The sequence below is a fragment of the Nocardia sp. NPDC047654 genome (assembly GCF_043205035.1).
Lineage (GTDB): Bacteria > Actinomycetota > Actinomycetes > Mycobacteriales > Mycobacteriaceae > Nocardia.
This window is the reverse complement of record NZ_JBIDDF010000003.1, coordinates 37,413-58,631: the sequence shown is the minus strand read 5'-3', so window position 1 is coordinate 58,631 and position 21,219 is coordinate 37,413. Positions and strand designations below refer to the sequence as shown.

Genomic DNA, 21,219 nt, shown 5'->3' with positions numbered 1-21,219 from the left:
TATCCCCTTCGATAGGTGATGGATGGATTTCGTCAACGATTGGTGATCTCGCGGTAGTCGCGGGCGCCGTAGCCGGTGTAGATCTGCCGCGGACGGCCGATCTTCAGCGGTTCGCTGTGCATCTCACGCCAGTGCGCGATCCAGCCGGGAAGCCGGCCCATGGCGAACAGCACGGTGAACATCCGGGTCGGGAAGCCCATCGCCTTGTAGATGACGCCGGTGTAGAAGTCGACGTTCGGGTACAGGCGGCGCTCGATGAAGTAGTCGTCGGTGAGCGCGGCCTCTTCCAGGGCCTGGGCGATGTCGAACAGCTCGTCGTGGCCGCCGAGCTTGCTCAGGATGGCGTCGGCGTGCTTCTTGGCGATCGAGGCGCGCGGGTCGTAGTTGCGGTAGACGCGGTGCCCGAAGCCCATGAGCTTCACCCCGTCTTCCTTGTTCTTGACCTTGCGGATGAACTCCTTGACGTCGCTGCCGCTTGCCTTGATGCTGTCGAGCATCTCCAGCACGGCCTGGTTCGCGCCGCCGTGCAGCGGGCCCCACAGCGCGTTGATGCCGCCGGATACCGAGGTGAACAGGTTGGCGTCGGACGAGCCGACCAGGCGCACGGTCGAGGTGGAGCAGTTCTGCTCGTGGTCGGCGTGCAGGATGAGCAGCATGTCCAGCGCCGCGGCGACCTCGGGGTCCACCTCGTAGGGCTCGGCCGGGAAGCCGAAGGTCATCCGCAGGAAGTTCTCCACCAGGCTCAGCGAGTTGTCCGGGTAGAGGAAGGGCTGGCCCACGGACTTCTTGTAGGAGTAGGCCGCGATGGTGGGCAGCTTGGCCAGCAGCCGGATGGTGGACAGTTCGACCTGTTCGGGGTCGCGCGGGTCCAGCGAGTCCTGGTAGTAGGCCGACAGCGCGTTCACCGCCGAGGACAGCACCGGCATCGGGTGCGCGTTGCGCGGGAAGCCGTCGAAGAACCGCTTCAGGTCCTCGTGCAGCAGGGTGTGCCTGCGGATGCGGTCGGTGAAGTCCTCGAGCTGGGCCTGGGTCGGCAGCTCGCCGTAGATCAGCAGGTAACTGACCTCGATGAAGGTCGAGGCCCCCGCGAGCTGGTCGATCGGGTAGCCGCGGTAGCGCAGGATGCCCGCCTCACCGTCGATGTAGGTGATCGCCGACTTGGTCGGGGCGGTGTTCATGAAACCCGGGTCGTATGTCACGTACCCGGTGCTGGCCAGCAGCTTTCCCAGCTCGATCCCGTCGTTGCCCTCGGCGGCCCTGGTGACCGTCATCGGGAACTCGCCGCCGGGATAGGAAAGGACCGGCTTGGCGTCGTCGTCGACGTTGATGATGTTCTCAGCGGGCACGGAAGGATCCCTCTCAGGCTAGAACCACAGGCACCGGCGCGGTCGGCGCACGATGCGCTTGCCTCAACGCTAGCCGTTCACCGACGCGGACAATACCGGAGGGTAGTCCTGCGGCGGCTCACAAACACATCCCGGCGCGGTGAGGTCCCGCAGGCACGGAGCGGAGCGGTCGCGGTGCACGTCACACGGCGATTTCGGCATGAGCGCGCCCGACACGGTAACGCGTGAAAGCCGGAAACGCGACCGCCGCGAGCACCACTCCCACCACCACGAGCGCGCCTCCACCGGCGGCGGCCACAGCGGTACCCAGGCTCGCCGCCGCGAAACCGTGGGCAACATCACCGACGCGCGGCCCACCCGCGACGACCACGGTGAACACCCCTTGCAGCCGCCCGCGCAGATCGTCGGTGGCCACCGTCTGCAGCATCGTGACCCGCAGCGCGGCCGAGACCATGTCCACCGCGCCACCGAAGGCCGAGCAGGCCAGCGCGATCCACAAGCCCGCGCCGAGGGCGAGGCCGTGGCCGGTGTATCCGACGGCGAGGCCGAAGCCGACCATGGCCAGCCCCCACAGCGCGATGCACACCAGCACGGCGAGGCCCTGCCTGCGGATACGCGGGATCCAGCCGGAGAACACCCCGCCGAGCACCGCACCCGCCGACATCGAGGCGAACAGCAGGCCGAGCGCGACACCCCCGGTCGCCGGGTCGCCGAAGGTCTCGTGCGCGATCTGCGGGAACAGCGCACGCGGCATGCCGAACACCATGGCGATCACGTCCACCGCGAACGACGCGAGCAGCACCCGCTGCGTGGCGAGGTAGCCGAAACCGTCGAGCACCGTGCGGAATCCGGCGCGGCGCGCCGTTCCGGTGGGCGGCAGCGCGGGCAGCCGCCACACCGCCCACAGGGTGGCCAGCAGCGCGACGGCGTCGATCAGGTAGAGCGTGGCGAGGCCGACCGCTGGGATGAGCGCACCGGCCAGCACCGGCCCGGCGATGGCGCCGAACTGCATCACCGTCATGTTCAGCGAGTTCGCGGCGGCCAGTTGGCCTTCCGGCAGCAGACGGGGAATGGTGGCGCTGCGGGTGGGCTGGTTCACCGCGAAGAACGCCTGTTGCAGGGCGAACAGGCCGAGCACGAGCCACACGTTCTGCACCCCGGCCGCCGCTTGCAGCCAGAAGGCCAGCGCCGTCAGCCCGGTGCCCGAATTCGTGATCAGCAGGAGTCTGCGCCGGTCCAGGACGTCGGCGAGGGCGCCGCCCCACAGGCCGAACACGATCAGCGGCACCAAGCCGAACAGCCCGGCCAGTCCGACGTAGCCGGAACTGCCGGTGATCTGGAAGATCTGCTGCGGCACCGCGACCACCGACAGCTGCGCGCCGATCATGGTGACGATGCCCGAACTCCACAGGCGTCGGTAGTCCGGATTTCGCAGCGGAGTGATGTCGGCGAGCAGTTTCACCGCCGCAGCGTATGCAGTCGCCGCGACCGGTTCGACGCGAGAATTGTCACGGGCGCGCTGGGAATACGTCAGGGTTGCAAGCGCTCGACCGTGGTCGTCCCTTCCTCGATCCGCACCCGGATGCGGTTGTGCAGCCTGCCGCGCCGTCCTTGCCAGAACTCGACCTCGTCGGGACGCACCAGGAAGCCGCCCCAGTGCGGCGGTACGGGGATCTCGTCGACATCGGCGAACCGCGCGGTCGCCTCGGCCAGCGTGCGATCCAGTTCGGCCCGCGAGCCGATCGGCTGGGACTGGCGCGACGCCCAGGCGCCCAGTTGCGAGTCCCGCGGCCTGGAACGCCAGTACGCCGCCGTCGTGTCGGCGGGGACCCGCTCGACCGCGCCGCGCAGGTGCACCTGCCTGCCCAGCGCGGGCCAGACGAAGGTGACCGCGGCGTACGGCACGGCGGTCAGCTGAGCGCCCTTGGCGGAGTCGTAATTGGTGTAGAAGATCACACCCTCCGGCGAGAGCCCTTTACACAGCACGGTCCGCGCGACCGGCCGGGGTGTGCCGTCGGCCACCGACACCGTGGCCAGCACCATGGCGTTGGGTTCGGCGATGCCCACCGCGGTGGCCTGTTCGATCCAATGCCGCAGCAGCGGCTCCCAGCCACCGGCGAGCCAGGTCTCGTCCAGGTCGACGTCGTCGTTGCCGCCGTGCGGAAGGCCGCCGTAGTCGACCCGCATGGCCGCCAGATCCGATGAAGTGTCCAGGTCACGCATGGGCCAGACGTTACTCCCCGGTAGCAGCGAGCTAAGGTTTTGATGATCGGCATGTACTCGTCAAATCCGACATCTTCCCATCGGCGAGAACGTGTGAACCAAGTGCAAGGAGAGTCGCGACATGACTACCAGCCCCGCGGTTTCCGGTGGGCAGGCCACCGTCCCCAGTGATTTCGTCAGCGGCCTCGAGGGCGTGGTGGCGTTCACCACCGACATCGCCGAACCCGACAAGGACGGCGGCGCGCTGCGCTACCGCGGCGTCGACATCGAGGACCTGGTCGAAGGCCGGGTGACCTTCGGTGACGTGTGGGCGCTGCTGGTCGACGGATCGTTCGGGCGCGGCCTGCCGCCCGCCGAACCCTTCCCGCTCCCGGTGCACACCGGCGACGTGCGCGTCGACGTGCAGGCCGGGCTGGCCATGCTCGCGCCGATCTGGGGCTACCAGCCCCTGCTCGACATCGACGACGAGACCGCCCGCGAGAACCTCGCCCGGGCCTCGGTCATGGCGCTGTCCTACGTCGCGCAGTCCGCGCGCGGCATCTACCAGCCCGCGGTCCCGCAGAAGAAGATCGATGAGTGCACCACGGTCACCGAGCGCTTCATGACCCGCTGGAAGGGTGACCCCGACCCGCGCCACACCGAGGCCATCGACGCCTACTGGGTCTCCGCCGCCGAGCACGGCATGAACGCCTCCACCTTCACCTCCCGGGTGATCGCCTCGACCGGCGCCGACGTCGCGGCCGCGCTGTCCGGCGCGATCGGCGCCATGTCCGGTCCGCTGCACGGCGGCGCGCCCGCGCGCGTGCTGCCGATGATCGAGGAGGTGGAGCGGACCGGCGACGCGCGAGCCCTGGTCAAGGGCATCCTGGACCGCAAGGAGAAGCTGATGGGCTTCGGTCACCGGGTCTACCGGGCCGAGGACCCGCGCGCCCGCGTCCTGCGCGCCACCGCGAAGCGGCTGGCCGCGCCGCGCTACGAGGTCGCCGCCGCGCTCGAGCAGGCCGCCCTGGCGGAGCTGCGCGAGCGTCGTCCGGACCGCGCCATCGAGACCAACGTGGAGTTCTGGGCCGCGGTGATCCTCGACTTCGCCGAGGTGCCCGCGCACATGATGCCCGCCATGTTCACCTGCGGCCGCACCGCGGGCTGGTGCGCGCACATCCTGGAGCAGAAGCAGCTGGGCAAGCTGGTGCGCCCGGCTGCCATCTACACCGGCCCCGGCCCCCGCAAGCCCGAAGAGGTCGCGGGCTGGGCGACGATCGCGCACACGTAGCCGAAGACCACGAACGCACGGCCGCGAGCCGGGCGTGACCGCGGAAGCCGTTGGGCCGCTGTCACGTCCGGCTCACGTGCATCCGGGGAGCTAGCGGACCAGAGAAATGCAGGACAAAGGAATATCGACGCGGGGGATGCTCGGCGCCGCGCGGGCACCGCGCATTACAACGATGTCGCGGTTATCCATCTTCAACGAATTGGGCCAAACCCCAGTCGGTTTCGGTATCAACGCCGATTTCGGGGCGACCGCGTCGGCCACCGAAGTGCAATCGGCGATGAATGCCGCCGCCCCGGGCGCTATTGCACCGGCCCATATGCACCGGCCGCATTCGGGAACCGCGGCGGGCATGGTCGCGGCGCTGCCGAAGATCCGCGCGGTGGGTTTCATCTTCGTGCGTCTGTAGCCGGTCGGCCGAATTCGCCCGCCGTTCACTCCTCGAGCGACGCGGTCCAGTCGACGGCGACCGTCTCGCCGTGGTCGACCTCGAAGAAGGCGACCTCCAGATGCTGGCCGAGGTCGACGAGACGGATGGCGTGCAACGGTACCGGCTGGACCAGCCGCACCCGCCACGGTTTGGCCTCGTCCCAGGCGCGCAGTTCGAGGTCCAGACGCAGCACCGGGTCGTCGCGACCGGAGTAGTCGGCCGCGACCGGCGCGGCGGCGAGCACGGTGGCGTCGGCGCGGCGGCCGTCGGCGAGGATCTTCGCGATGCTCGCCCGGCCGGATTCCTCCGGGTCGGGCACGTACAGCACGAGGCGATCACGGTCGCGGGGGTCGACCCGGCAGCACACGACGTCGCCCGCCCGCATCCATTCCAGATCAGCGTCGGCCATCCGTTGCCGCACCCTGCTCTCGTAGGGGAACTCCCCCGCCAGCTGCACCCGCACCCAGAACACGTGCCCTGGTTCGGTGCGCCGCGGACGCACGCCGAGGATCGTCGCGGTCCCCGACTCCCCCCGGATCAGCAACTCCCGCCGCATCGCGTCCGAGACCGTCGCACCGCGCAGCCGGAAATTCCGTGCCCGCTCGCGCAGTCGCCACCCCGAGTTAGCTGACGCCATGCTCATGGGCGCTTACGTTAGCCGGAGTGTGGGCGTCGCCACAGCGATACCACCGACTACCCTGTTCGCCATGACCTCTGCGTTTCCGACCATTCCCGACGATCTCAAGCCCGCCGACGGACGGTTCGGTTGCGGCCCCTCCAAGGTGCGTCCGGAGCAGCTGCAGTCGCTGGTGAACGTCGGCGCCTCGGTGTTCGGAACCTCGCATCGGCAGAAACCGGTCAAGGACGTGGTGGCGCGCGTGCGCTCGGGCTTGCGCGAGCTGTTCGGCCTGCCGGACGGCTACGAGGTCGTGCTCGGCAACGGCGGCACCACCGCGTTCTGGGACGCCGCGGCGTTCGGTCTGGTCCGGGAGCGTTCCCTGCATCTGACCAACGGTGAGTTCAGCTCGAAGTTCGCCGCGGTGACCAAGGGCAACCCGTTCATCGGCGATCCGATCGTGGTCTCGTCCGAGCCCGGCAGTGCGCCGGAGCCGGTGTCGGACCCGTCGGCGGACCTGATCGGCTGGGCGCACAACGAGACCTCGACCGGTGTCTCCATCCCGGTCCGGCGTCCGGCGGGCTCGGACCACGCGCTCATCGCCATCGACGCCACCTCCGGCGCGGGCGGCCTCCCGGTGACCATCACCGACGCCGATGTCTACTACTTCGCCCCGCAGAAGTGCTTCGCCTCCGACGGTGGCCTGTGGGTCGCGTTGATGAGCCCGGCCGCGCTGGCCAGGGTGGAGGAGATCAAGGCGTCGGGCCGCTGGACGCCCGATTTCCTGTCGCTGCCGATCGCGATCGACAACAGCACCAAGGACCAGACCTACAACACCCCCGCGCTGGGCACCCTGCTGCTGTTCGCCGATCAGATCGAATGGCTCAACGGCAACGGCGGCCTGGACTGGGCGGTCAAGCGCACGCTGGACTCGTCGTCGCGGCTGTACTCCTGGGCCGAGTCGAGCGAGTACGCCACTCCGTACGTCACGGACCCGGCGCACCGCTCGCAGGTGGTGGGCACCATCGATTTCGCCGATTCGGTCGACGCGGCCGCGGTGGCGAAGATTCTGCGCGCCAACGGCATCGTGGACACCGAGCCGTACCGCAAACTGGGCCGGAACCAGCTGCGCATCGGCATGTTCCCGGCGATCGATCCGGACGACGTCAGCCAGCTGACCCGCGCCATCGACTGGGTCGTGCAGAATCTCGGCTGAGCGCCGCGTATTTGGGTCCTACGGCCGCAACACGCCCGGGATCGACACGCCGCAGAATTAGGCACAGCGGAGCAAACAGAGCAGATTAGCGGGGCGCGGACGTCTCTCCGGAGATTTCCGTGCCGCGTGTCCTGCCCCATGAATCTCAGATGTGCACTACTGTTTCGGAAAGTGGGCGGTGTCGCGAGTCGACGCGATAAGGAGGTAACGGTGCGTGAACTTCGAGTGATCGGGGTGACGCCCGACTCCACGCACATCGTGTGTATCGACACCGAGTCCGGTCAGAAGTTCCGGCTGCCCGCCGACGACAAACTGCGAGCCGCCGCGCGCGGAGACCTTGCCCGATTCGGCCAGATTGAGATCGAAATGGAAGCAACTATGCGTCCCCGCGATATCCAGGCCCGTATTCGCGCAGGGGCCTCCGTAGAACAGGTCACCGAAGAATCCGGAATGCCGGCCAGTCGCGTCGAGCGATTCGCCTATCCGGTCCTGCTGGAGCGAGCCCGCGCCGCCGAACTCGCCCAGAAGGCGCACCCGGTCCGCCCCGACGGTCCCGCCGTGGACACCCTCATCGATGTGGTCACCGCCGCGTTCACCGCGCGCGGACACAACATCGAGGGCGCCGAGTGGGACGCCTGGAAGGACGAGAAGGGCTACTGGGTCGCCCAGTTGCAGTGGCAGAACGGGCGTTCCGAGATCGCCGCGCACTGGCGTTACCAGCCGGACGCGCACGGCGGCTCGGTCTCACCGCTCGACGATCCGGCTTCCGATCTGATCGATCCGGATTTCGGCCGCGCGCTGCGCGGGCTGGCGACGATCGTGCCTCCCGAACCCGAATCGGCCCCACCGCAGCCGGAGCCGGTGGTCGAACCGCGTCCCGCCCCCGCCCCGGCCGCGCCGCCCACGCGGACGGCGAGCAGGCAGAGTCAGCCCACGCTGGACGAATACTACGAACAGCGGGCCGTCGCGGCCGGCGGCAGCGCCGCCGCGATCCCGGCGGCCACCAGCGCCGCGCCCGCCGCGGCCGGTACCGCGACCCCCGCGGCCGCCGGTAACGCGGTGCCCGCCAACGGCGCCGCGACCGCCGCGACCGCCACGGCGGAGCCCACCGCGCCCGCGCCCGCCGACACCGAGGAGCCCGCGAAGCCCGCGGCCAAGGCTCCGGCGAAGCCGAGTCGCGCCAAGCGCGGCAAGGCTCCGATGCCGTCCTGGGAGGACGTGCTGCTCGGGGTGCGCAGCTCGGGTCACTGAGCCCTCCCCCCGCCACGCCCGGTCTTGCGGGTAGTACCGATCCCGGACGCTCGAGTGCCGGATATTTCCGTGAAGCGCCCGTGCGCTCGCGAAAACTGTGATCACGAACCGATGTTCGCGGTGCGAAGCCACACCGCGACCGGTGCGGGGCGAGTAAATTTTCGGTGTGGTCGACGACGTGCGTCGGCGCCGGACAGGTCACCGCAGCGGTGCGCCGTCGGCGCTCCGGGCGTTGCTCGAAGTTCGCGGAGTTGATTCGTGCGACTATCGGGAGGTGCCGGAATGCTATCCAAGGCCTGGTCGCTCTGGTACGTCGACGCACCCGATCCCCGTACGGTACTGCGCGCGAACCACAATCCGGATCCCTCGGCCGCACTGGCACTGGCGAAGCAACTGCACGAGGACCGCGATGTGCAGCCGGTCATGGTCGGCACACTCGCGGGTTGCGCGGGCCCGGCCGCCGATGAGGTGTGCATCGGCTGCTTTCCCGGCGTGACGGTGCTGTGCTCGGCCCAGTCCGCGCGCATCCACCCGACCGAGATCCCGGAGTTGCTGGTGCGGCCGCTTGCCTCGGAGCACACCTACTTGGTGTCGTTCGACGTCGAGCACGGCTGGGGCGCGTTCGCCCACTGGGAGCGCGGCGAATTCCGCAGGTCGTTCAGCTCGACCCGGGTGCGCATCCTGGAGGACGAGGGTCTTCCGCTGGTGTGGGAGCGGCCGTACTGGGCAGGCGAGCATCCGGTGCGCAGGCGCGCGGGCGAACCGCCCGACCCCCATTCGCTGCCGTTCGATCCGCCGGACTTCGCCGACGCGGCCAACGACGAATGGCTCGGGTTCCACTACCGCGAGCCGGCCGCGCCCGGCGTGCTCGCGCCGGGCGACATCCCCGTCTGCAAGTTCGCGCTACACCCCAAGGGCACGATGCCCGATTCGCCGGTGCACAGCGCGGCCGATGGCGGGGCGCACGACCCCGCGCGCAGGCGCGGCCTGTTCGGCTGGCTGCGCGGACACGACCCCGTCGGCTAGCCGCCGAGCAGCAGCACGATCCATCCGAGCAGCACACCCGCCGCACCGCCGCCGATCACCCACCGCGTCACCGGAGCGAAACGCCAGCGCCAAGCGGTGGGCGCGGCGCCGCCGACCGCGACCAGATTCACCGCCAGCGCGAGCAACGGGTGCACTTCGGCCAGCGCGGCCCCGAACGAATACACCGCGACCGCGGCCAGCAGCGCCACCATCACCGCCACGGTCAGCCCCGCACCCCAGGGCGTCGGGTCCTGGTAGGACGGATACGGACGATACGGTCCGGTCACGCCGTCCTCACCCGCTCGTAGAACGCCATCGCGGCCGCCGTCGCGACATTGAGCGAATCGGTGCCGGGCGTCATGGGAACGCGCGCGCGGACATCGGTGGCACGCATGGCCTCCTCGGTCAGTCCCGGCCCTTCGGCCCCGAGCAACAACGCCACCCGCTCTCCCGTCATCGCCGCCGCCAGATTCGCCGCCGCCGGATCGGGAGTGAGGGCGATGATCTGGAATCCCTTGCGCCGCAGTATATCCAGCCCGGCGGGCCACTCCGGCACAGACGCGAACGGCACCCGCAGCACATGCCCCATCGATACCCGCACGGCGCGGCGGTACAACGGGTCGGCACAGCGGTCGCCGAACAGGATCGCGTCGGCTCCCAGTCCGGCCGCGTTGCGGAACATGGCGCCGAGATTCTCGTGGTCGTTGACGCCCTCGAGCACCGCGACGGTGCGCGCCTTCTCGAGCACCTCGTCCATGCCGAGCTCGGTGGGGCGGCGGGCGACGGCCAGCACGCCGCGGTTGAGGTGGAACCCGACCACCTCGGCCATCACCTCGGCCGTCGCGCGGTAGTACGGCGCGTCGACGGCCGCCAGATCGTCGGCGAGTTCGGCTCGCCTGCGCTCCACGCCGAGCAGCGCGGTGGGCGCGAAGCGCGAATCGAGCATCCGCTGGACCACTACGACGCCCTCGGCGATCACCAGCCCCTTGCGCCCGGGCAGATCGGGCCTGCGGTCGACCGACTTGAGATCACGGAAGTCGTCGACCCTAGGGTCCGCGGGGTCATCGATATCGATCACTTCGGCCACCGCTCCATCCTGCCGGGCGGTCGCGGCACCGGCCGAATCGGTGTTCGCCCGGCGGTCGCGAGCCACGGATAATCCGGTGCGTGCGGGTGCGCGAACGTGCGATCGTCGAGGCATGACCTCCTCGGGAATCACGGTTCGGCCGGCCACCGCGGACGACGCGCCCGCGATCACGACGCTGGTCGAGACCTCGTTCGGCACCCGCTCCGACCCGGCCGAGACGCGGGGGACACCGCTGCTGTTCCCGTTGGAGAACTCGATCGTGGCGGTCGAGGGAGGGGAGGTCGTCGGGCACACGCAGTCCACCACCATGACGGTGACGGTGCCCGGCGAGCGGACCGTGCGGGTGTGCGGCATCGCGGGCGTCGGCGTGGCGCCGACGCACCGGCGGCGCGGCATCCTGCGCGCCATGTACACCGAGCAGCACCGGCGCGTCGAGGCGGCAGGCCTGCCACTGACCATGTTCACGGCGAGCGAGGGCGGCATCTACGGCCGGTTCGGCTACGGCACCGCGACGCGGGAGAACGCGGTCGGCATCGACCGCCGGTTCGCGGCGTTCCTTCCGTCGACGCCCGATCCCGGCGGTGTCACGCTGCGGCCGCCGGCCGACCTGCGCGCGGCCGCGGAAGCGATCTACGACCGCTGGCGCAGACTGGTGCCCGGCGCACAGATACGCCCGGCGGCGGCCTGGGACATCGTGTTCGACGATCCCGAGCGTTACCGCGAGGGCGGCAGCACGCTGTTCGGACTCCTGCATGCCGACGGCTACGCGCTCTACCGGTACCACGCGGACGGCAGGGCGCGGACGGTGGAAGTCGTCGAACTGCGGACGGTCACCGCCGAAGCGCACGCGGCTCTGTGGCGGGCCCTGCTCGGCCTCGATCTGGTGCGGCGGGTGGATGCCGTGCTCACCGACCACGACCCGCTGCCCTATCTGCTGACCGATCCACGGCTGGTGCGCACCACCGCCCGCTACGACGGACTGTGGCTTCGCCTGATGGACGTCCCGGCGGCGTTGACGGCGCGCGGCTACGCGGACGATCTGGATGTGACGCTCGCGGTGTCCGACCCGTTCCGGAACGCGGGCGGCACGTTCGCGCTGCGCGTGCGGAACGGACAGGCGGAATGCGAACCGACCGATCGCGCGGCCGATCTCGAACTCGGCATCGACGTGCTCGGCAGCATGTATCTGGGCGCGTATCCCGCGCGGGTGTTCGCGGCGGCGAACCGGTTGCGGGCCAAGGATTCCGCCCACATCCGCGCACTCGACGACGCCTTCCGCGCGGAACGCGACGCGATGCTCGGCTGGTTCTTCTGACGACGCGCACCGCACCGGCGCCACGGGCTGGCATGCTGGTCTCATGAAGCCGATTCAGCTGGTTCTCAACGTCCTGTGGCTGGTCTTCGCCGGGTTCTGGCTGGCGCTGGGCTACATCGTGGCGGGTATCATCTGCTTCATCCTGATCATCACGATTCCCTTCGGCATCGCGTCGTTCCGGATCGCCGCCTACGTGCTGTGGCCGTTCGGGCGGACCACCGTGGAGAAGCCGGGTGCGGGCGCGGGCTCACTGATCGGCAACATCATCTGGTTCATCGTCGCGGGCTGGTGGCTGGCGCTGGGCCACCTGCTCACCAGCATCCCGTTGTTCGTCTCGATCATCGGTATCCCGTTCGGCTGGGCCAACCTGAAATTCATCCCGATTTCGCTGTTCCCGCTGGGCCGGGAGATCGTGGACAGCGACCGTCCGTTCGGGGAACGGTAGCCGCGCTCATCACCCTGTTGCCCTGCGACAGTTATGTGATCTGCATCACAGAGTGTTAACGAAATCACATCTCCGTGCGAATGTTAGCTAGAAGGTAACTGATCTTTTCCAGTGCCCATCGCGCCCCGAGCGGGTGCCGAGCCGACCGCACAGGAGGGCTCCACCATGACCGACCGCACCGCCCGCAGGCCCGACTCGGAGACCGCGCCGCTCGCGCCGATCGCGGTGACCCTGGGCCTGCTGCTGCTCATCGGCGCGGGCGCCCGGCTCACCCATCTGCCCCGATGGGCCGCCGACTACGGCGTCCTGGTCTATCCGGCCTTCGTCCTCTGCCTGACCATCGCGGGCAGCCTGCTGTGGTGGGGCGGCGGGATCATTCTCCGGCTCGTCCGCACGAACCGTTGATCCGGGCCGCCATCGGCGGCGAGTCGATGAATTCCGTTGCGCTACTCGGACTCCGCGACGATCTGCTTCATGATCGCCACCGCCCGGGTCAGCACGACGAGCTGCTCCTCGGTGAGCGTCGACAGCTGCTCGGTCATCCACGCCTCGCGTGCGCTGGCTTCATCGGCGATGAGCGCGCGGCCCGCCTGGGACAGCGAGACGATGATCTGACGGCCATCGGTGGGATGCGGGTTGCGTTCCACCAGATCGAGGTCGGTGAGCGAGGCGATCACGCGGGTCATCGAGGGGGGCTGCACGCGTTCCTTCGCGGCGAGCGCGCCCGGCGTCATCGCTCCCTCGCGCGCGAGGGTGGCGAGCGCGGAGAGTTGCGTCAGCGAGATCTGCGAGTCGGCACGTCGGCCTCGCAGGTGTCGCGTCAGTCGAACGACCGCCAGCGAGAGCTCACCAGCAAGGGCTCTGACATCCGATGGCGTTGTCACAGTGGCAAACGATACGGGACCGCGTGCGGCCGGTCGCGGCTTCCGGCCACTGGCGGACCACTCGTCGCCGCGCGGGCGGCGGAGTTCCTCCAGCCGGGCCGATTAGGCTGAGCTCGTGACGCAGAAAGTCCCGCAACTCCCACCGCGCCTCACCGATCCGCGCCCCGTGCTCGCGGTCGGCAGCGCGTTGTGGCTGATCGCCACCGTGGTGGTGTGGGCGGGCGGCGACCGGTGGGCCTCGGCCCGGCCGGTCTGCCTGATGGGACTGGTGGTCGGACTGATCGCGCTCGTCATCTATCTGGTCCAGCGGCGCGGCGCCCGGCGGGGCGACAAAGGCGCGCAGACCGGTTTGTAGCCGATCCGGTCACGGTCGGCCGATCTCGAATTCGTCGGTCGTGCCGGTAATCGGATAGAGCGCGCCACCGGGATCGAGACGGGTCGCGTAGTGCTGGAAGCGATGACGTCCGGGCTCGGCATCGAGGGGGATGTCCCAGGTGAATCGGGCTATCGACTCGGCGAGACCGCGCTTGCTCCAGTGGTATCTCACCGCCCACTCGCCCTCGTTGGCCACTCGTACCCATTCGCCGGACGCATTCCTGCGCTGCACTTCCAGGAACGTCCCGTTGCGGCGGTTGTCGTGCTTCGGGTGCGCAGAGACGAATTCGGCCACCACTCGGTCGCCGGGGCCGTAGGACGGATGCGGTTGCACCAGTACATCGCCGAAACCGCGCCCCGGCACGGCGGCGTCCGGACCGGCGCCCGGCTGGAAGTTCGGTTGCAGATGGGACACATCGCGCGGCGCCGGGCCGCGCGGCACCGGCGTGCGGGCGGCGAATGCCGTGGCCAGCCGGGTGAACTCCTGCTGATAGGCGCACAGGGTGTAGCGGCCGAACAGCGTGGAGGCGCCCTCGTACTGCTGGGAGTCGTATTCCTCGGGCGTCGTGACGTATTCGTGGTAGGCGTTCGCGTATCCCTGCATCAGCACCTGCTCCAGCGGGACGTTCAGCACCGCGGCGACGGCGCGGCGAATACGCAACCCCGACGTGATGGTGAATTCGCCTCCCGCGGCGGCCAAATAGAGTTCACCGATGCGAACGAGCTGGATCGGCAGCACATTCGGCACCCAGGCCACCGGAGGCAGCAGGCCGAGCGGCACCGCGATCGCTTTCGGCGCCTGCGCGTCCGCCAGCCAGGCCGGCGCGGGTCGAGCGGGGTCGCCGAGCGCCTCGAGAAACGGATTGCGCACACCCTCCGGAATCGGGCCACCGGGCAGGCCCGGACCGTCCTCGACGCTGCCCGCGATCAGCGAGACACCCGCCGCGGCCGGTGCGGTGCGCCGCGGCAAGCCGTCCGGTGTGAAACGGCCGTCCACCGCGATGTCCGCCAGATCGATGTAGCAGAGCATCCCGTCGACCGGGCCGGAGATCTGCCGCGCTCGCGCCGCCGCGTCTTTCGATGCCGCGTACTGCCGCTCGCCCAGGATGCGGGTGTTCTCGAATTCGTCCTCGGTCGGCCCGGAGCCTTGGCGCAGATTCAGGTTCGGGGACATGTCACCGGCGTTGGTCTGCGCGAAGGCTGCGACGAACGCGGGCTCGCCGTCCAGGTAGCGCACACCGTGCTCGATGTGCTCGGCGGAGAAGGAGGCGTAGCCCTTGTTGTCCGAGCTGATCAGCCGGTTCGCGTTGGTCATCGACGTGTTGTGGGTGGCGAACCAGGTGATGGCGCCCGCCATCCGCCCGCCCTTGCGCAGGACGAGAGTGGTCACGGCGGGGTCGATGGCGTCCGGGAAATGTTGTTTGTCCGCAGGCGGATTGAGTTCCCAAGCCACCCGCGAGCGGTTCACGCTCGCGTTGCGCAGTTCGGCACGGCCGAGCGCGAGCGAGCCGGGGCCGAGATCGGCGTGCGCGGCGGCGATCGCCTCGACGATCCCGTTCACCTCTGCGTCGTACACCTGCTGCTGGAAACCGAGGATGGACAGGTTGTAGGCGTAGTCGTTGCTGGAGCCGCCACACGTCGCGTGCGAATGCGTCGAGGTGAGCAGGACGTTCTGCTCGGTGTACAGATCGCCGAAGCGCCGGGCCAATTCGGCGAGCACGCCGCGGTGCACGGACTGGAAGATCATCCCGTTCTCGGCGACCACGAAGACGATTCGCCGCCCCGCGCTGCCGATGACGAACGCCCGTGCCCGGGGGCGCAGGTGGATGCCCGCGGTCTGCTGTTCGAGCTGGGAGTAGCCCATCATCCCGCATTCGGCGGCCGGGCCGGTGATGTCGGAGAGTCCGACGCCGATCTCGTAACCGCCGGATTCCGGCGCTGCGGCCGCCGGAACGGCGAGCGCGTCGGTCATCCCGGGCACCGTCGCGGCCGCGAGCGTGGCCGAACCGATCGCGGTCCGGGCCAGAACAGTTCTACGCGACACCGGCATACCCGTCTCCCTTCTGTCCCGATGCAGCGAACCACACAAACTGGTCACTCGTCCAGTCAAAATTTTTCCGGCCCGTGAATTGACTGCGCGGGCGCTGGGCGCTTAACTCCCTTGGGTGTCCTCCCGATTGAGCGTCGAAGAACGACGGGCCCACCTTATCGAGGCCGCGATCGGCCTTGCCGAGAAAAAGGGCGTTGCGGGCGTGACCACCCGTGATGTCGCTCAGGCGGCCGGTGTCTCGCTCGGTGTGGTGCATTACTGTTTCGAAAACAAGGACGCGCTGATGACCGAGCTGGTCAAAGCGTTGTCGATGGAATTACGCGATTCTGTCGACGCAAACGAAACGGTATGGCAGGACGTCGGAAGTGGAAAAGAAGCCCTTCAAAAATTGATCCGCGCGGGACTGGAACTCATGTGGCTCAACATTGAAGCCACTCCGGAACGGCAGCTGCTCACTTACGAAACAACCACTTACGCGTTGCGTGAAGGCGAGCAAACCCCGGCGAAACTCGCGATCGCGCGCGAGCAGTACAACTTCAACGACTCCACGGTCGCCGACATCCTCGAGCACGCGCGCGACGCGACCGGCACGCGCTGGTCGGTCCCGGTGCAGACGCTGAGCCGGTTCACGCTCAACGTCATCGACGGCGTGGTACTGCGCTGGCTGGTGGACAACGACAGCGAGAGCGTGCGCGCACAGCTCGATCTGCTGAGCGAGATGCTCACCGAGAACGCGGCCCAGTAGCCGTCCGCTCAGCCGCGCAGACGCGGCGCGCGGACGTGCACGGCCGAGCCGGTCTGCCACCAGGGCACCGCGACCGTGGCCTCGATCGCGCCGCTCAGCCGCACCGTCAATTCATGGTGCACGACCAGCTCACCGGCTTGCGGGGGCAAAGCGAACAGCTGCCGCAGCACGACGCCCAGCGGCTCCGCCGCCCAACTCGTGCGGCGGCCGGTATCGGCCACCTCGGCGGTAACGGCCTCGGACACCAGCGGCAGGTCGAGCAGAGCCGCCAGGGCCGAGGCGGTTTCGGTGTCCCCCGCCACCAATCGATCCGGCGGTACCGCCAAACCGAACCACGCGCGATCGAGGACGAACGCGTCCGCCGGATCCACCACGGCGCCGGTGAGCGCGCGCACCCGATCGGGTGGTCGCAGGTCGGTGAGATCGAGCAAGCCCGCGGCGACGGCAGCCGCAAGACGGGCGTGGGTGCGCGAAACCACCTCCGGCGATGGCGTTCTCGATGGGTCCGCGAGCGCCTCCAACAGAGCGGCGGCCAGCTCGTCGGTGATCGTCCCCGGGTCGGCGAGGATCGCGCGGCAAGCGTCCGGATCGACGCCTGCGACGGCGAATGCCGGTAACAGCCCGTCGAACTCGGTGTCGGCGGGATGACGGAACAGTCCCAGCGGGGTGCTGTCGATCCGCGCGTACCTGCGCAGCCACCACGCGGTGTAGCCGTCGGCGTCGGTCAGCAGGCGACGGGTGCGGGGCGCGGCGGCCAACTGCCGCAACGCTTCCGGCCAGGCGGCGTCGTCGACCAGGTCGAGGTCGCGGACGGCGACGAGCTCCGGCGGATCGTCCGGCAGCGTGGACCACCAGTGTTCCTCGTCGTCCAGATCGTGGTCCGGACCGGTGGGATCGGCCTCGGTGATCACACCGAAATCCCAGCCGACGCCGAGGGCGCGCAACGCGTCCGCGCCGTAGCGCTCGACCAGTTCCGGGTCCACCGTGCCGAACGGCGCGTCGGGCACGAGCAGATCGCGCAGCGGCGCGCCGGGCAGCAGCAGTTCGTCGGCCGGTCGCGATTCACCCTCGGTGTCGGGCAGTTCGAGCAGCCCCAGCCAGGACGGCAGGGCCTCCGGAGCCGCGTGGGCGGCCAGACGCAGGATGGCATCGGCGGTGTCGGGGTCGTCCGGGTGATCCTCCAACTCGGCCCGCAAGCCCGGGTCGGTCAGGAGATCCTCGGCGGTGGCCGACCGTGCGCCCAGCCGAGCCAGCAGGGGATGCGCGGCCTCTGGATGCGCCAGCCTGGCCCAGTGCACCGGGATCGCGACCTCGAGCTGATCGTCCAGCACCACGGTGCGCGGTCCGGTGACGAGCCTGCCGTCGGCCAGCGGCACCGCCAGCGCGCCCAGTTCCTCCGCCGCGAGAGGATCCACCACGAACGGTTCCAGTGCGGCATAGAACTGCCGCCACCAACTCGGCGGCCGCTCCAGGCCCCCGGACAATTCCGCGATCCGCGCCAACCCGAGCCGGTGCACGTCCAGCGCACCCATGGCCTCGGCGTGCGGCCGCCCGGACAGGTCCGGGATCACCAGCGGACCGGCCACCTCATCGAGCAGGGCGGCCAATTCCGGAGTCAGACCGGTGAAGACGTAGGCGCGAGTGGGGATGGCCACGTCCTGTGGGTGCGGCACTACGGCGGCAGACGGCGACCCGGCGATGTCGGACGGAATCGGTTCGCCTGCTACCGATGTGCCGCTGGGTCCGGCGGTCCGGTTTTCGGCCGTCCAGGTGCTCGGCAGATCCGACGACTCCATCGCCGCACGCGGACCATCGCCGGGCGCATCAGCCGCTCCGGCGGTCCGGATATCTCCCGGCTCGGTGCCGAGCAGGTCTGACGAGTCGATCGCCGCGTGCGGCCCCGCACCATCGAGCATGCCCCGTGCTTCCGGGGCGGCCGCCGCAGGCGATTGTTCGTGCGGCAGTGCGTCGTCCGCTTCACGCGAGGCGAGGGTGTCCGATCCGGCGTAGCCCGCGGTGAAGGGCTCGAGGTCGGCGGCGAGCGGCTCGGAGTCGACGAGGCCTTCGGGCGTACGCCGATGGCTGACGACGACGGGCAGCCAAGGCCGCGTTTGCAATTCGCGCAGGAGCGCTTCGCGCAGCAGACCGTCGGCCTCGCTGCGGGCGAAACCAGGTGTCGGGACGAGCACGAGCCGGTCGCGTGGTGGCAGGGCGCGAGCGAAATCGGCGTAGCCACGGGCCAAATCGGCGAGCCGGGCGCCGGGGAGCAACCTGCGGCGATCCGGCTGCATCGGAATGTCGGCGACGAGCAGCGCGGGCAGCGACAGCTCCTCGTCGGACCTGGTCGGCGCCCGCAGCACATCGGGGGCGGCCGCCACCGGCCTGCCGTCGCGCACCGGCAACAGCCAGCGACCGCGTGGGGTGCGGTACTGCCACCAGGTTCGCTGCTCGCTGCCCGGGCCGTCGACGTAGACCTCGTGCATGCCGTCGCCCATGTCCTCGGCACTGCTGACGAATTCGTCCGCGCCGACGTGGATGCGGTGCAGGGCGGGCAGTTCCAGGAGCAGATCGACCGCTTCGGCGCGCATCGCGGCCAGCAGCGCGTCGGCGTCGACGTCCGCGCGCAGCCGCAGCACCACCTCGGTGTCGAGACCCGCCGCCGGTCGCGCCTCGGTCGGCCAGGCCAACCGCAGCACCGGAGGATCGAATTCACCCGCGTCGACGACGGGTGTCCGGATCTCGTTGTCTTTCAAAGCTTCCCGGGTCTCGGTGCGGGAGAACCGCAGCGATCCGGAGGAAGACCGGAGCTCGATGTCCTCGCTCACCGCGAGCACCGCGGTGAAGCCGACGCCGAATCGGCCGACCGAACCGTCGCCGGATTTCCCCGACGCGCGCAGAGCGGTGAGCGCGTGCACACCGGAGAGGTCCAGCGGCGCACCGGTATTGCCGATGTGGAGGTCACGACCGTCGAGCCGGACGACGACGGCGCCGGCCACGCCCGCCTTGCGCGCGGCGTCGGCGGCGTTCTGCGCCAACTCGGTCAGCAACCGGTCGCGGTAGCCCGCGCGCACCAAGTCGCTCTCGGTGGCCGCGTCCTCCCGCAACCGCGTCGGCGAATCACGCCACGCGGCGAGCACGGCCGCGCGCAGCGCCGAAGTGCCGAACGGATCGGCGGCCTCGCTCAGTTGCGCGGCGATGACTGGATCTCCGGCCGTGCCTCGGCCTCCGGCGCGTCATCGGTGCTCGCGCCGCTGTCGTGCTCGACGACCGGCGCGTCCGCAGCGCTGGACTCCGGGCGGCTGGGCGCGTCGGCGGAAACGCTGTCCGAGCCACTTTCATCGGCAGCAGCAGCGCTGTCCGCTTCATCGCCGGTGCCGAGAGCCGGGCTGGTGTCGAGGTCGCCCCTCGCCGCGTTCGGCTCGTTCTCAGCGGCGCCCACCGGACCCGCATCAGCGGCCGGCGTGGTGCCGTGAGCGGTCGGCGGCTCGGCGATATCGTCCGCGCCGGGCGTCGCACGCACCGGGGACCGAACGCTCGAAGCGGTTGGATCGATGTCGCCGACCGCGGCGGCGCCGGCTTCGGCCCCGGTCGCATCGTCGGCCGTGGTCGCCGTCGTGTCGGTGGGCTGGGCGTGGGGCGCACTCGGGGCCACGGTAGCGCTTCCCTCCGCTACGGCGGTGTTCTTGTCACTCTCGACAGCCGCAGGTCCTTCCGCGACGCCGTGCTCGGCAACGGCGGGGACCTCGGTGGCGTCCTGCGCGAGGGCAGCGTCCTGGGCGACTACGGCATTCTCGGCAACCCCAGGCGTCTCGCTGACCGCAGCGCCCTCAGAGCCCTCCGCGACCGCAACGCCCTCCGCGACCGCAACGTCTTCGGCGTCCTCCGCGACCGCAGCGGCTCCCGTGACCTCGATTACCGCGGAATCCCCGGCGACAGGAGTGGTCTCGATGTCCGCAGCGCCCTGGGAGACTCCCACGTTCTCGACGTTCGCGGCGTTCCCCGCGCCGCCCTCGGCGATTTCCGTCTCCCCGGCATCCGCAGTATCCCGGGCGGGTGCGGCGTCCTCGGCTGTTCCCGAGTCCATACGGCCCTCGGTGATCTCCGGCGCCTTCTCTGCCTGCTCGGCAACCGCACCGCGCCGCTTGCCGCGCGTAGATGCCGCCTTGGCCGAACCCTGCTCAGCGCGAGAACGTTCCGTCCCGAGCGAGATCAACTCGATGGCCGCGTCGTCGTACGCCTCGTAGAGCGGGGACCCGCCGCCGGTGGGGATCTCGGTATCCGAGTGCGCGCCGCAGCCGTAGGCCACGTGGACGACCTGCCCGTCCGCGCCCATGACGTTGCCGCAGACACCGAACGCGGCGCGCAGCGCCCCGGCCAGTGGCAGGTAGAAGCCGCAGCTCCCGCAGGTGGCGGGCGCGGCCTTGGCCATCTCCGTGTCGGGACCGTGCTCGGCGTACCAGCGTTCGGCGGCCTCTTCGCGTCCTTCCCTGCTCAGCACCTTGGTGCGGCCGAGACCGATTTCGTAGGCCACTTCGTCGACCACCGGATCGCCGGTCGCGACATACCCCGGCACCAGGCGCGGGTCGCCCGCGGGCGGGGCGAGCAGGTCGCCCGGCGCGAGGTCCCCGGGGCGAACTCGCTGCTCCCAGGGCACGAACTCGGGCGCGACCAGGGCTTCGGGCCCTGGCAGCAGCGCCGACTCGCTGACCGTCGCGTGGCCCGCGCCGGGCGGGGCGGCCACCACCACCGCCCACTGCCACCCGCGATAGCCGGGCAGCGTGGCCGCGAAACGGTGGGTCGCCGCGCTCTCGTCCTCGGCGATCACGCCGAGATGCGCGCCCACACCCGAGGGCTCCAACTCCAGGAGCGCACGGCGGGCCAAGTCGACGGCATCGGCAAGAATCGGCCGCACGCCGGACTCCGAAACAGAAACTGCGCTCACG

General features: G+C 69.9%; 20 protein-coding genes. 10 read left to right on the top strand and 10 right to left on the bottom strand.

Features of this window, described 5'->3' with window-relative positions; translation table 11 throughout:
* Positions 1-32 precede the first annotated feature (32 nt).
* From ACGF7Y_RS13845 to pdxH, 3 genes are all read right to left on the bottom strand, one after another.
* Complete coding sequence (locus ACGF7Y_RS13845; RefSeq protein WP_084467116.1) at positions 33-1,346, bottom strand: citrate synthase; 1,314 nt, start codon at positions 1,344-1,346, stop codon at positions 33-35.
* A gap of 181 nt (positions 1,347-1,527) precedes the next feature.
* The gene (locus tag ACGF7Y_RS13840) at positions 1,528-2,808 is read right to left on the bottom strand and encodes an MFS transporter (RefSeq protein ID WP_393233290.1); all 1,281 of its coding nucleotides are present in this window, start codon (positions 2,806-2,808) and stop codon (positions 1,528-1,530) included.
* Positions 2,809-2,876: 68 nt separating this feature from the next.
* On the bottom strand, positions 2,877-3,569 hold the full coding sequence (gene pdxH, locus ACGF7Y_RS13835) for a pyridoxamine 5'-phosphate oxidase (RefSeq protein ID WP_393233287.1): 693 nt from the start codon (positions 3,567-3,569) through the stop codon (positions 2,877-2,879).
* Between the two features lie 121 nt (positions 3,570-3,690).
* Here pdxH and ACGF7Y_RS13830 point away from each other — a divergent pair, with 121 nt between their 5' ends.
* Both ACGF7Y_RS13830 and ACGF7Y_RS13825 read left to right on the top strand, forming a co-directional pair.
* Positions 3,691-4,839: a citrate synthase 2 gene (locus ACGF7Y_RS13830; protein ID WP_040870221.1), complete on the top strand. Its 1,149-nt coding sequence runs from the start codon at positions 3,691-3,693 to the stop codon at positions 4,837-4,839.
* A 106-nt stretch (positions 4,840-4,945) separates the two neighbouring features.
* The gene (locus ACGF7Y_RS13825; RefSeq protein WP_393233284.1) at positions 4,946-5,245 is read left to right on the top strand and encodes a hypothetical protein; all 300 of its coding nucleotides are present in this window, start codon (positions 4,946-4,948) and stop codon (positions 5,243-5,245) included.
* A gap of 25 nt (positions 5,246-5,270) precedes the next feature.
* On the opposite strand, the gene ACGF7Y_RS13820 is transcribed toward ACGF7Y_RS13825, so the two are convergent.
* Positions 5,271-5,909 (bottom strand): hypothetical protein, encoded by a 639-nt coding sequence (locus ACGF7Y_RS13820; RefSeq protein ID WP_393233281.1) that lies wholly within the window; start codon positions 5,907-5,909, stop codon positions 5,271-5,273.
* A 64-nt stretch (positions 5,910-5,973) separates the two neighbouring features.
* On the opposite strand from ACGF7Y_RS13820, the gene serC reads away from it, so the two are divergent.
* The 3 genes from serC (at position 5,974) to ACGF7Y_RS13805 (ending at position 9,375) form a co-directional block, all read left to right on the top strand.
* Entirely contained in the window at positions 5,974-7,098 is a 1,125-nt protein-coding gene (gene serC, locus ACGF7Y_RS13815) for a phosphoserine transaminase (RefSeq protein WP_357038769.1), read from the top strand.
* 210 nt (positions 7,099-7,308) lie between these two features.
* Entirely contained in the window at positions 7,309-8,349 is a 1,041-nt protein-coding gene (gene sepH, locus ACGF7Y_RS13810; protein ID WP_393233279.1) for a septation protein SepH, read from the top strand.
* A gap of 282 nt (positions 8,350-8,631) precedes the next feature.
* A complete protein-coding gene (locus tag ACGF7Y_RS13805; RefSeq protein ID WP_393233277.1) occupies positions 8,632-9,375 on the top strand; it encodes a DUF6928 family protein in 744 nt (247 codons plus the stop codon).
* On the opposite strand, the gene ACGF7Y_RS13800 is transcribed toward ACGF7Y_RS13805, so the two are convergent.
* Both ACGF7Y_RS13800 and ACGF7Y_RS13795 read right to left on the bottom strand, forming a co-directional pair.
* The gene (locus ACGF7Y_RS13800; protein WP_393233274.1) at positions 9,372-9,662 is read right to left on the bottom strand and encodes a DUF2537 domain-containing protein; all 291 of its coding nucleotides are present in this window, start codon (positions 9,660-9,662) and stop codon (positions 9,372-9,374) included. The genes ACGF7Y_RS13805 and ACGF7Y_RS13800 overlap by 4 nt on opposite strands.
* Entirely contained in the window at positions 9,659-10,462 is an 804-nt protein-coding gene (locus ACGF7Y_RS13795) for a TrmH family RNA methyltransferase (protein ID WP_393233271.1), read from the bottom strand. Before ACGF7Y_RS13795 ends, ACGF7Y_RS13800 begins: the two co-directional genes overlap by 4 nt.
* Before the next feature lie 112 nt (positions 10,463-10,574).
* Between ACGF7Y_RS13795 and ACGF7Y_RS13790 the strand changes: the two genes are divergently transcribed.
* The 3 genes from ACGF7Y_RS13790 (at position 10,575) to ACGF7Y_RS13780 (ending at position 12,627) form a co-directional block, all read left to right on the top strand.
* Entirely contained in the window at positions 10,575-11,777 is a 1,203-nt protein-coding gene (locus ACGF7Y_RS13790) for a GNAT family N-acetyltransferase (RefSeq protein WP_393233268.1), read from the top strand.
* 43 nt (positions 11,778-11,820) lie between these two features.
* Complete coding sequence (locus ACGF7Y_RS13785; RefSeq protein WP_393233266.1) at positions 11,821-12,222, top strand: YccF domain-containing protein; 402 nt, start codon at positions 11,821-11,823, stop codon at positions 12,220-12,222.
* Positions 12,223-12,387: 165 nt separating this feature from the next.
* Positions 12,388-12,627 carry a hypothetical protein gene (locus tag ACGF7Y_RS13780; RefSeq protein ID WP_157106951.1) on the top strand — a complete coding sequence of 80 codons (240 nt, stop codon included), beginning with the start codon at positions 12,388-12,390 and terminating at the stop codon, positions 12,625-12,627.
* Between the two features lie 41 nt (positions 12,628-12,668).
* Here the strand turns inward: ACGF7Y_RS13780 and ACGF7Y_RS13775 are convergent, their stop codons facing one another.
* Positions 12,669-13,106, bottom strand: a complete 438-nt coding sequence (locus tag ACGF7Y_RS13775) for a MarR family winged helix-turn-helix transcriptional regulator (protein ID WP_062968509.1) — start codon at positions 13,104-13,106, stop codon at positions 12,669-12,671.
* A 115-nt stretch (positions 13,107-13,221) separates the two neighbouring features.
* Between ACGF7Y_RS13775 and ACGF7Y_RS13770 the strand changes: the two genes are divergently transcribed.
* The gene (locus ACGF7Y_RS13770) at positions 13,222-13,461 is read left to right on the top strand and encodes a DUF2530 domain-containing protein (RefSeq protein WP_159843316.1); all 240 of its coding nucleotides are present in this window, start codon (positions 13,222-13,224) and stop codon (positions 13,459-13,461) included.
* 9 nt (positions 13,462-13,470) lie between these two features.
* Here the strand turns inward: ACGF7Y_RS13770 and ACGF7Y_RS13765 are convergent, their stop codons facing one another.
* Positions 13,471-15,531 (bottom strand): neutral/alkaline ceramidase, encoded by a 2,061-nt coding sequence (locus ACGF7Y_RS13765; protein ID WP_393233263.1) that lies wholly within the window; start codon positions 15,529-15,531, stop codon positions 13,471-13,473.
* A gap of 127 nt (positions 15,532-15,658) precedes the next feature.
* Here ACGF7Y_RS13765 and ACGF7Y_RS13760 point away from each other — a divergent pair, with 127 nt between their 5' ends.
* Positions 15,659-16,276, top strand: coding sequence for a TetR/AcrR family transcriptional regulator (locus ACGF7Y_RS13760; protein ID WP_210749991.1), 618 nt, complete (start codon positions 15,659-15,661; stop codon positions 16,274-16,276).
* 8 nt (positions 16,277-16,284) lie between these two features.
* On the opposite strand, the gene ACGF7Y_RS13755 is transcribed toward ACGF7Y_RS13760, so the two are convergent.
* Together ACGF7Y_RS13755 and ACGF7Y_RS13750 are read right to left on the bottom strand one after the other, a co-directional pair.
* Positions 16,285-19,413, bottom strand: coding sequence for a sacsin N-terminal ATP-binding-like domain-containing protein (locus ACGF7Y_RS13755; protein ID WP_393233259.1), 3,129 nt, complete (start codon positions 19,411-19,413; stop codon positions 16,285-16,287).
* A 44-nt stretch (positions 19,414-19,457) separates the two neighbouring features.
* Positions 19,458-21,218: a DUF3027 domain-containing protein gene (locus ACGF7Y_RS13750; RefSeq protein ID WP_393233257.1), complete on the bottom strand. Its 1,761-nt coding sequence runs from the start codon at positions 21,216-21,218 to the stop codon at positions 19,458-19,460.
* Between the last annotated feature and the right edge of the window lies 1 nt (position 21,219).

Bases quoted from the DNA above. Each gene is read 5' to 3' on its own strand.
- ACGF7Y_RS13805 (WP_393233277.1), top strand. From the start codon at position 8,632: ATGCTATCCAAGGCCTGGTCGCTCTGGTACGTCGACGCACCCGATCCC.
- ACGF7Y_RS13765 (WP_393233263.1), bottom strand. From the start codon at position 15,531: ATGCCGGTGTCGCGTAGAACTGTTCTGGCCCGGACCGCGATCGGTTCG.
- ACGF7Y_RS13790 (WP_393233268.1), top strand. From the start codon at position 10,575: ATGACCTCCTCGGGAATCACGGTTCGGCCGGCCACCGCGGACGACGCG.
- serC (WP_357038769.1), top strand. From the start codon at position 5,974: ATGACCTCTGCGTTTCCGACCATTCCCGACGATCTCAAGCCCGCCGAC.
- ACGF7Y_RS13820 (WP_393233281.1), bottom strand. From the start codon at position 5,909: ATGAGCATGGCGTCAGCTAACTCGGGGTGGCGACTGCGCGAGCGGGCA.
- ACGF7Y_RS13825 (WP_393233284.1), top strand. From the start codon at position 4,946: ATGCAGGACAAAGGAATATCGACGCGGGGGATGCTCGGCGCCGCGCGG.
- ACGF7Y_RS13830 (WP_040870221.1), top strand. From the start codon at position 3,691: ATGACTACCAGCCCCGCGGTTTCCGGTGGGCAGGCCACCGTCCCCAGT.
- pdxH (WP_393233287.1), bottom strand. From the start codon at position 3,569: ATGCGTGACCTGGACACTTCATCGGATCTGGCGGCCATGCGGGTCGAC.
- ACGF7Y_RS13785 (WP_393233266.1), top strand. From the start codon at position 11,821: ATGAAGCCGATTCAGCTGGTTCTCAACGTCCTGTGGCTGGTCTTCGCC.
- ACGF7Y_RS13780 (WP_157106951.1), top strand. From the start codon at position 12,388: ATGACCGACCGCACCGCCCGCAGGCCCGACTCGGAGACCGCGCCGCTC.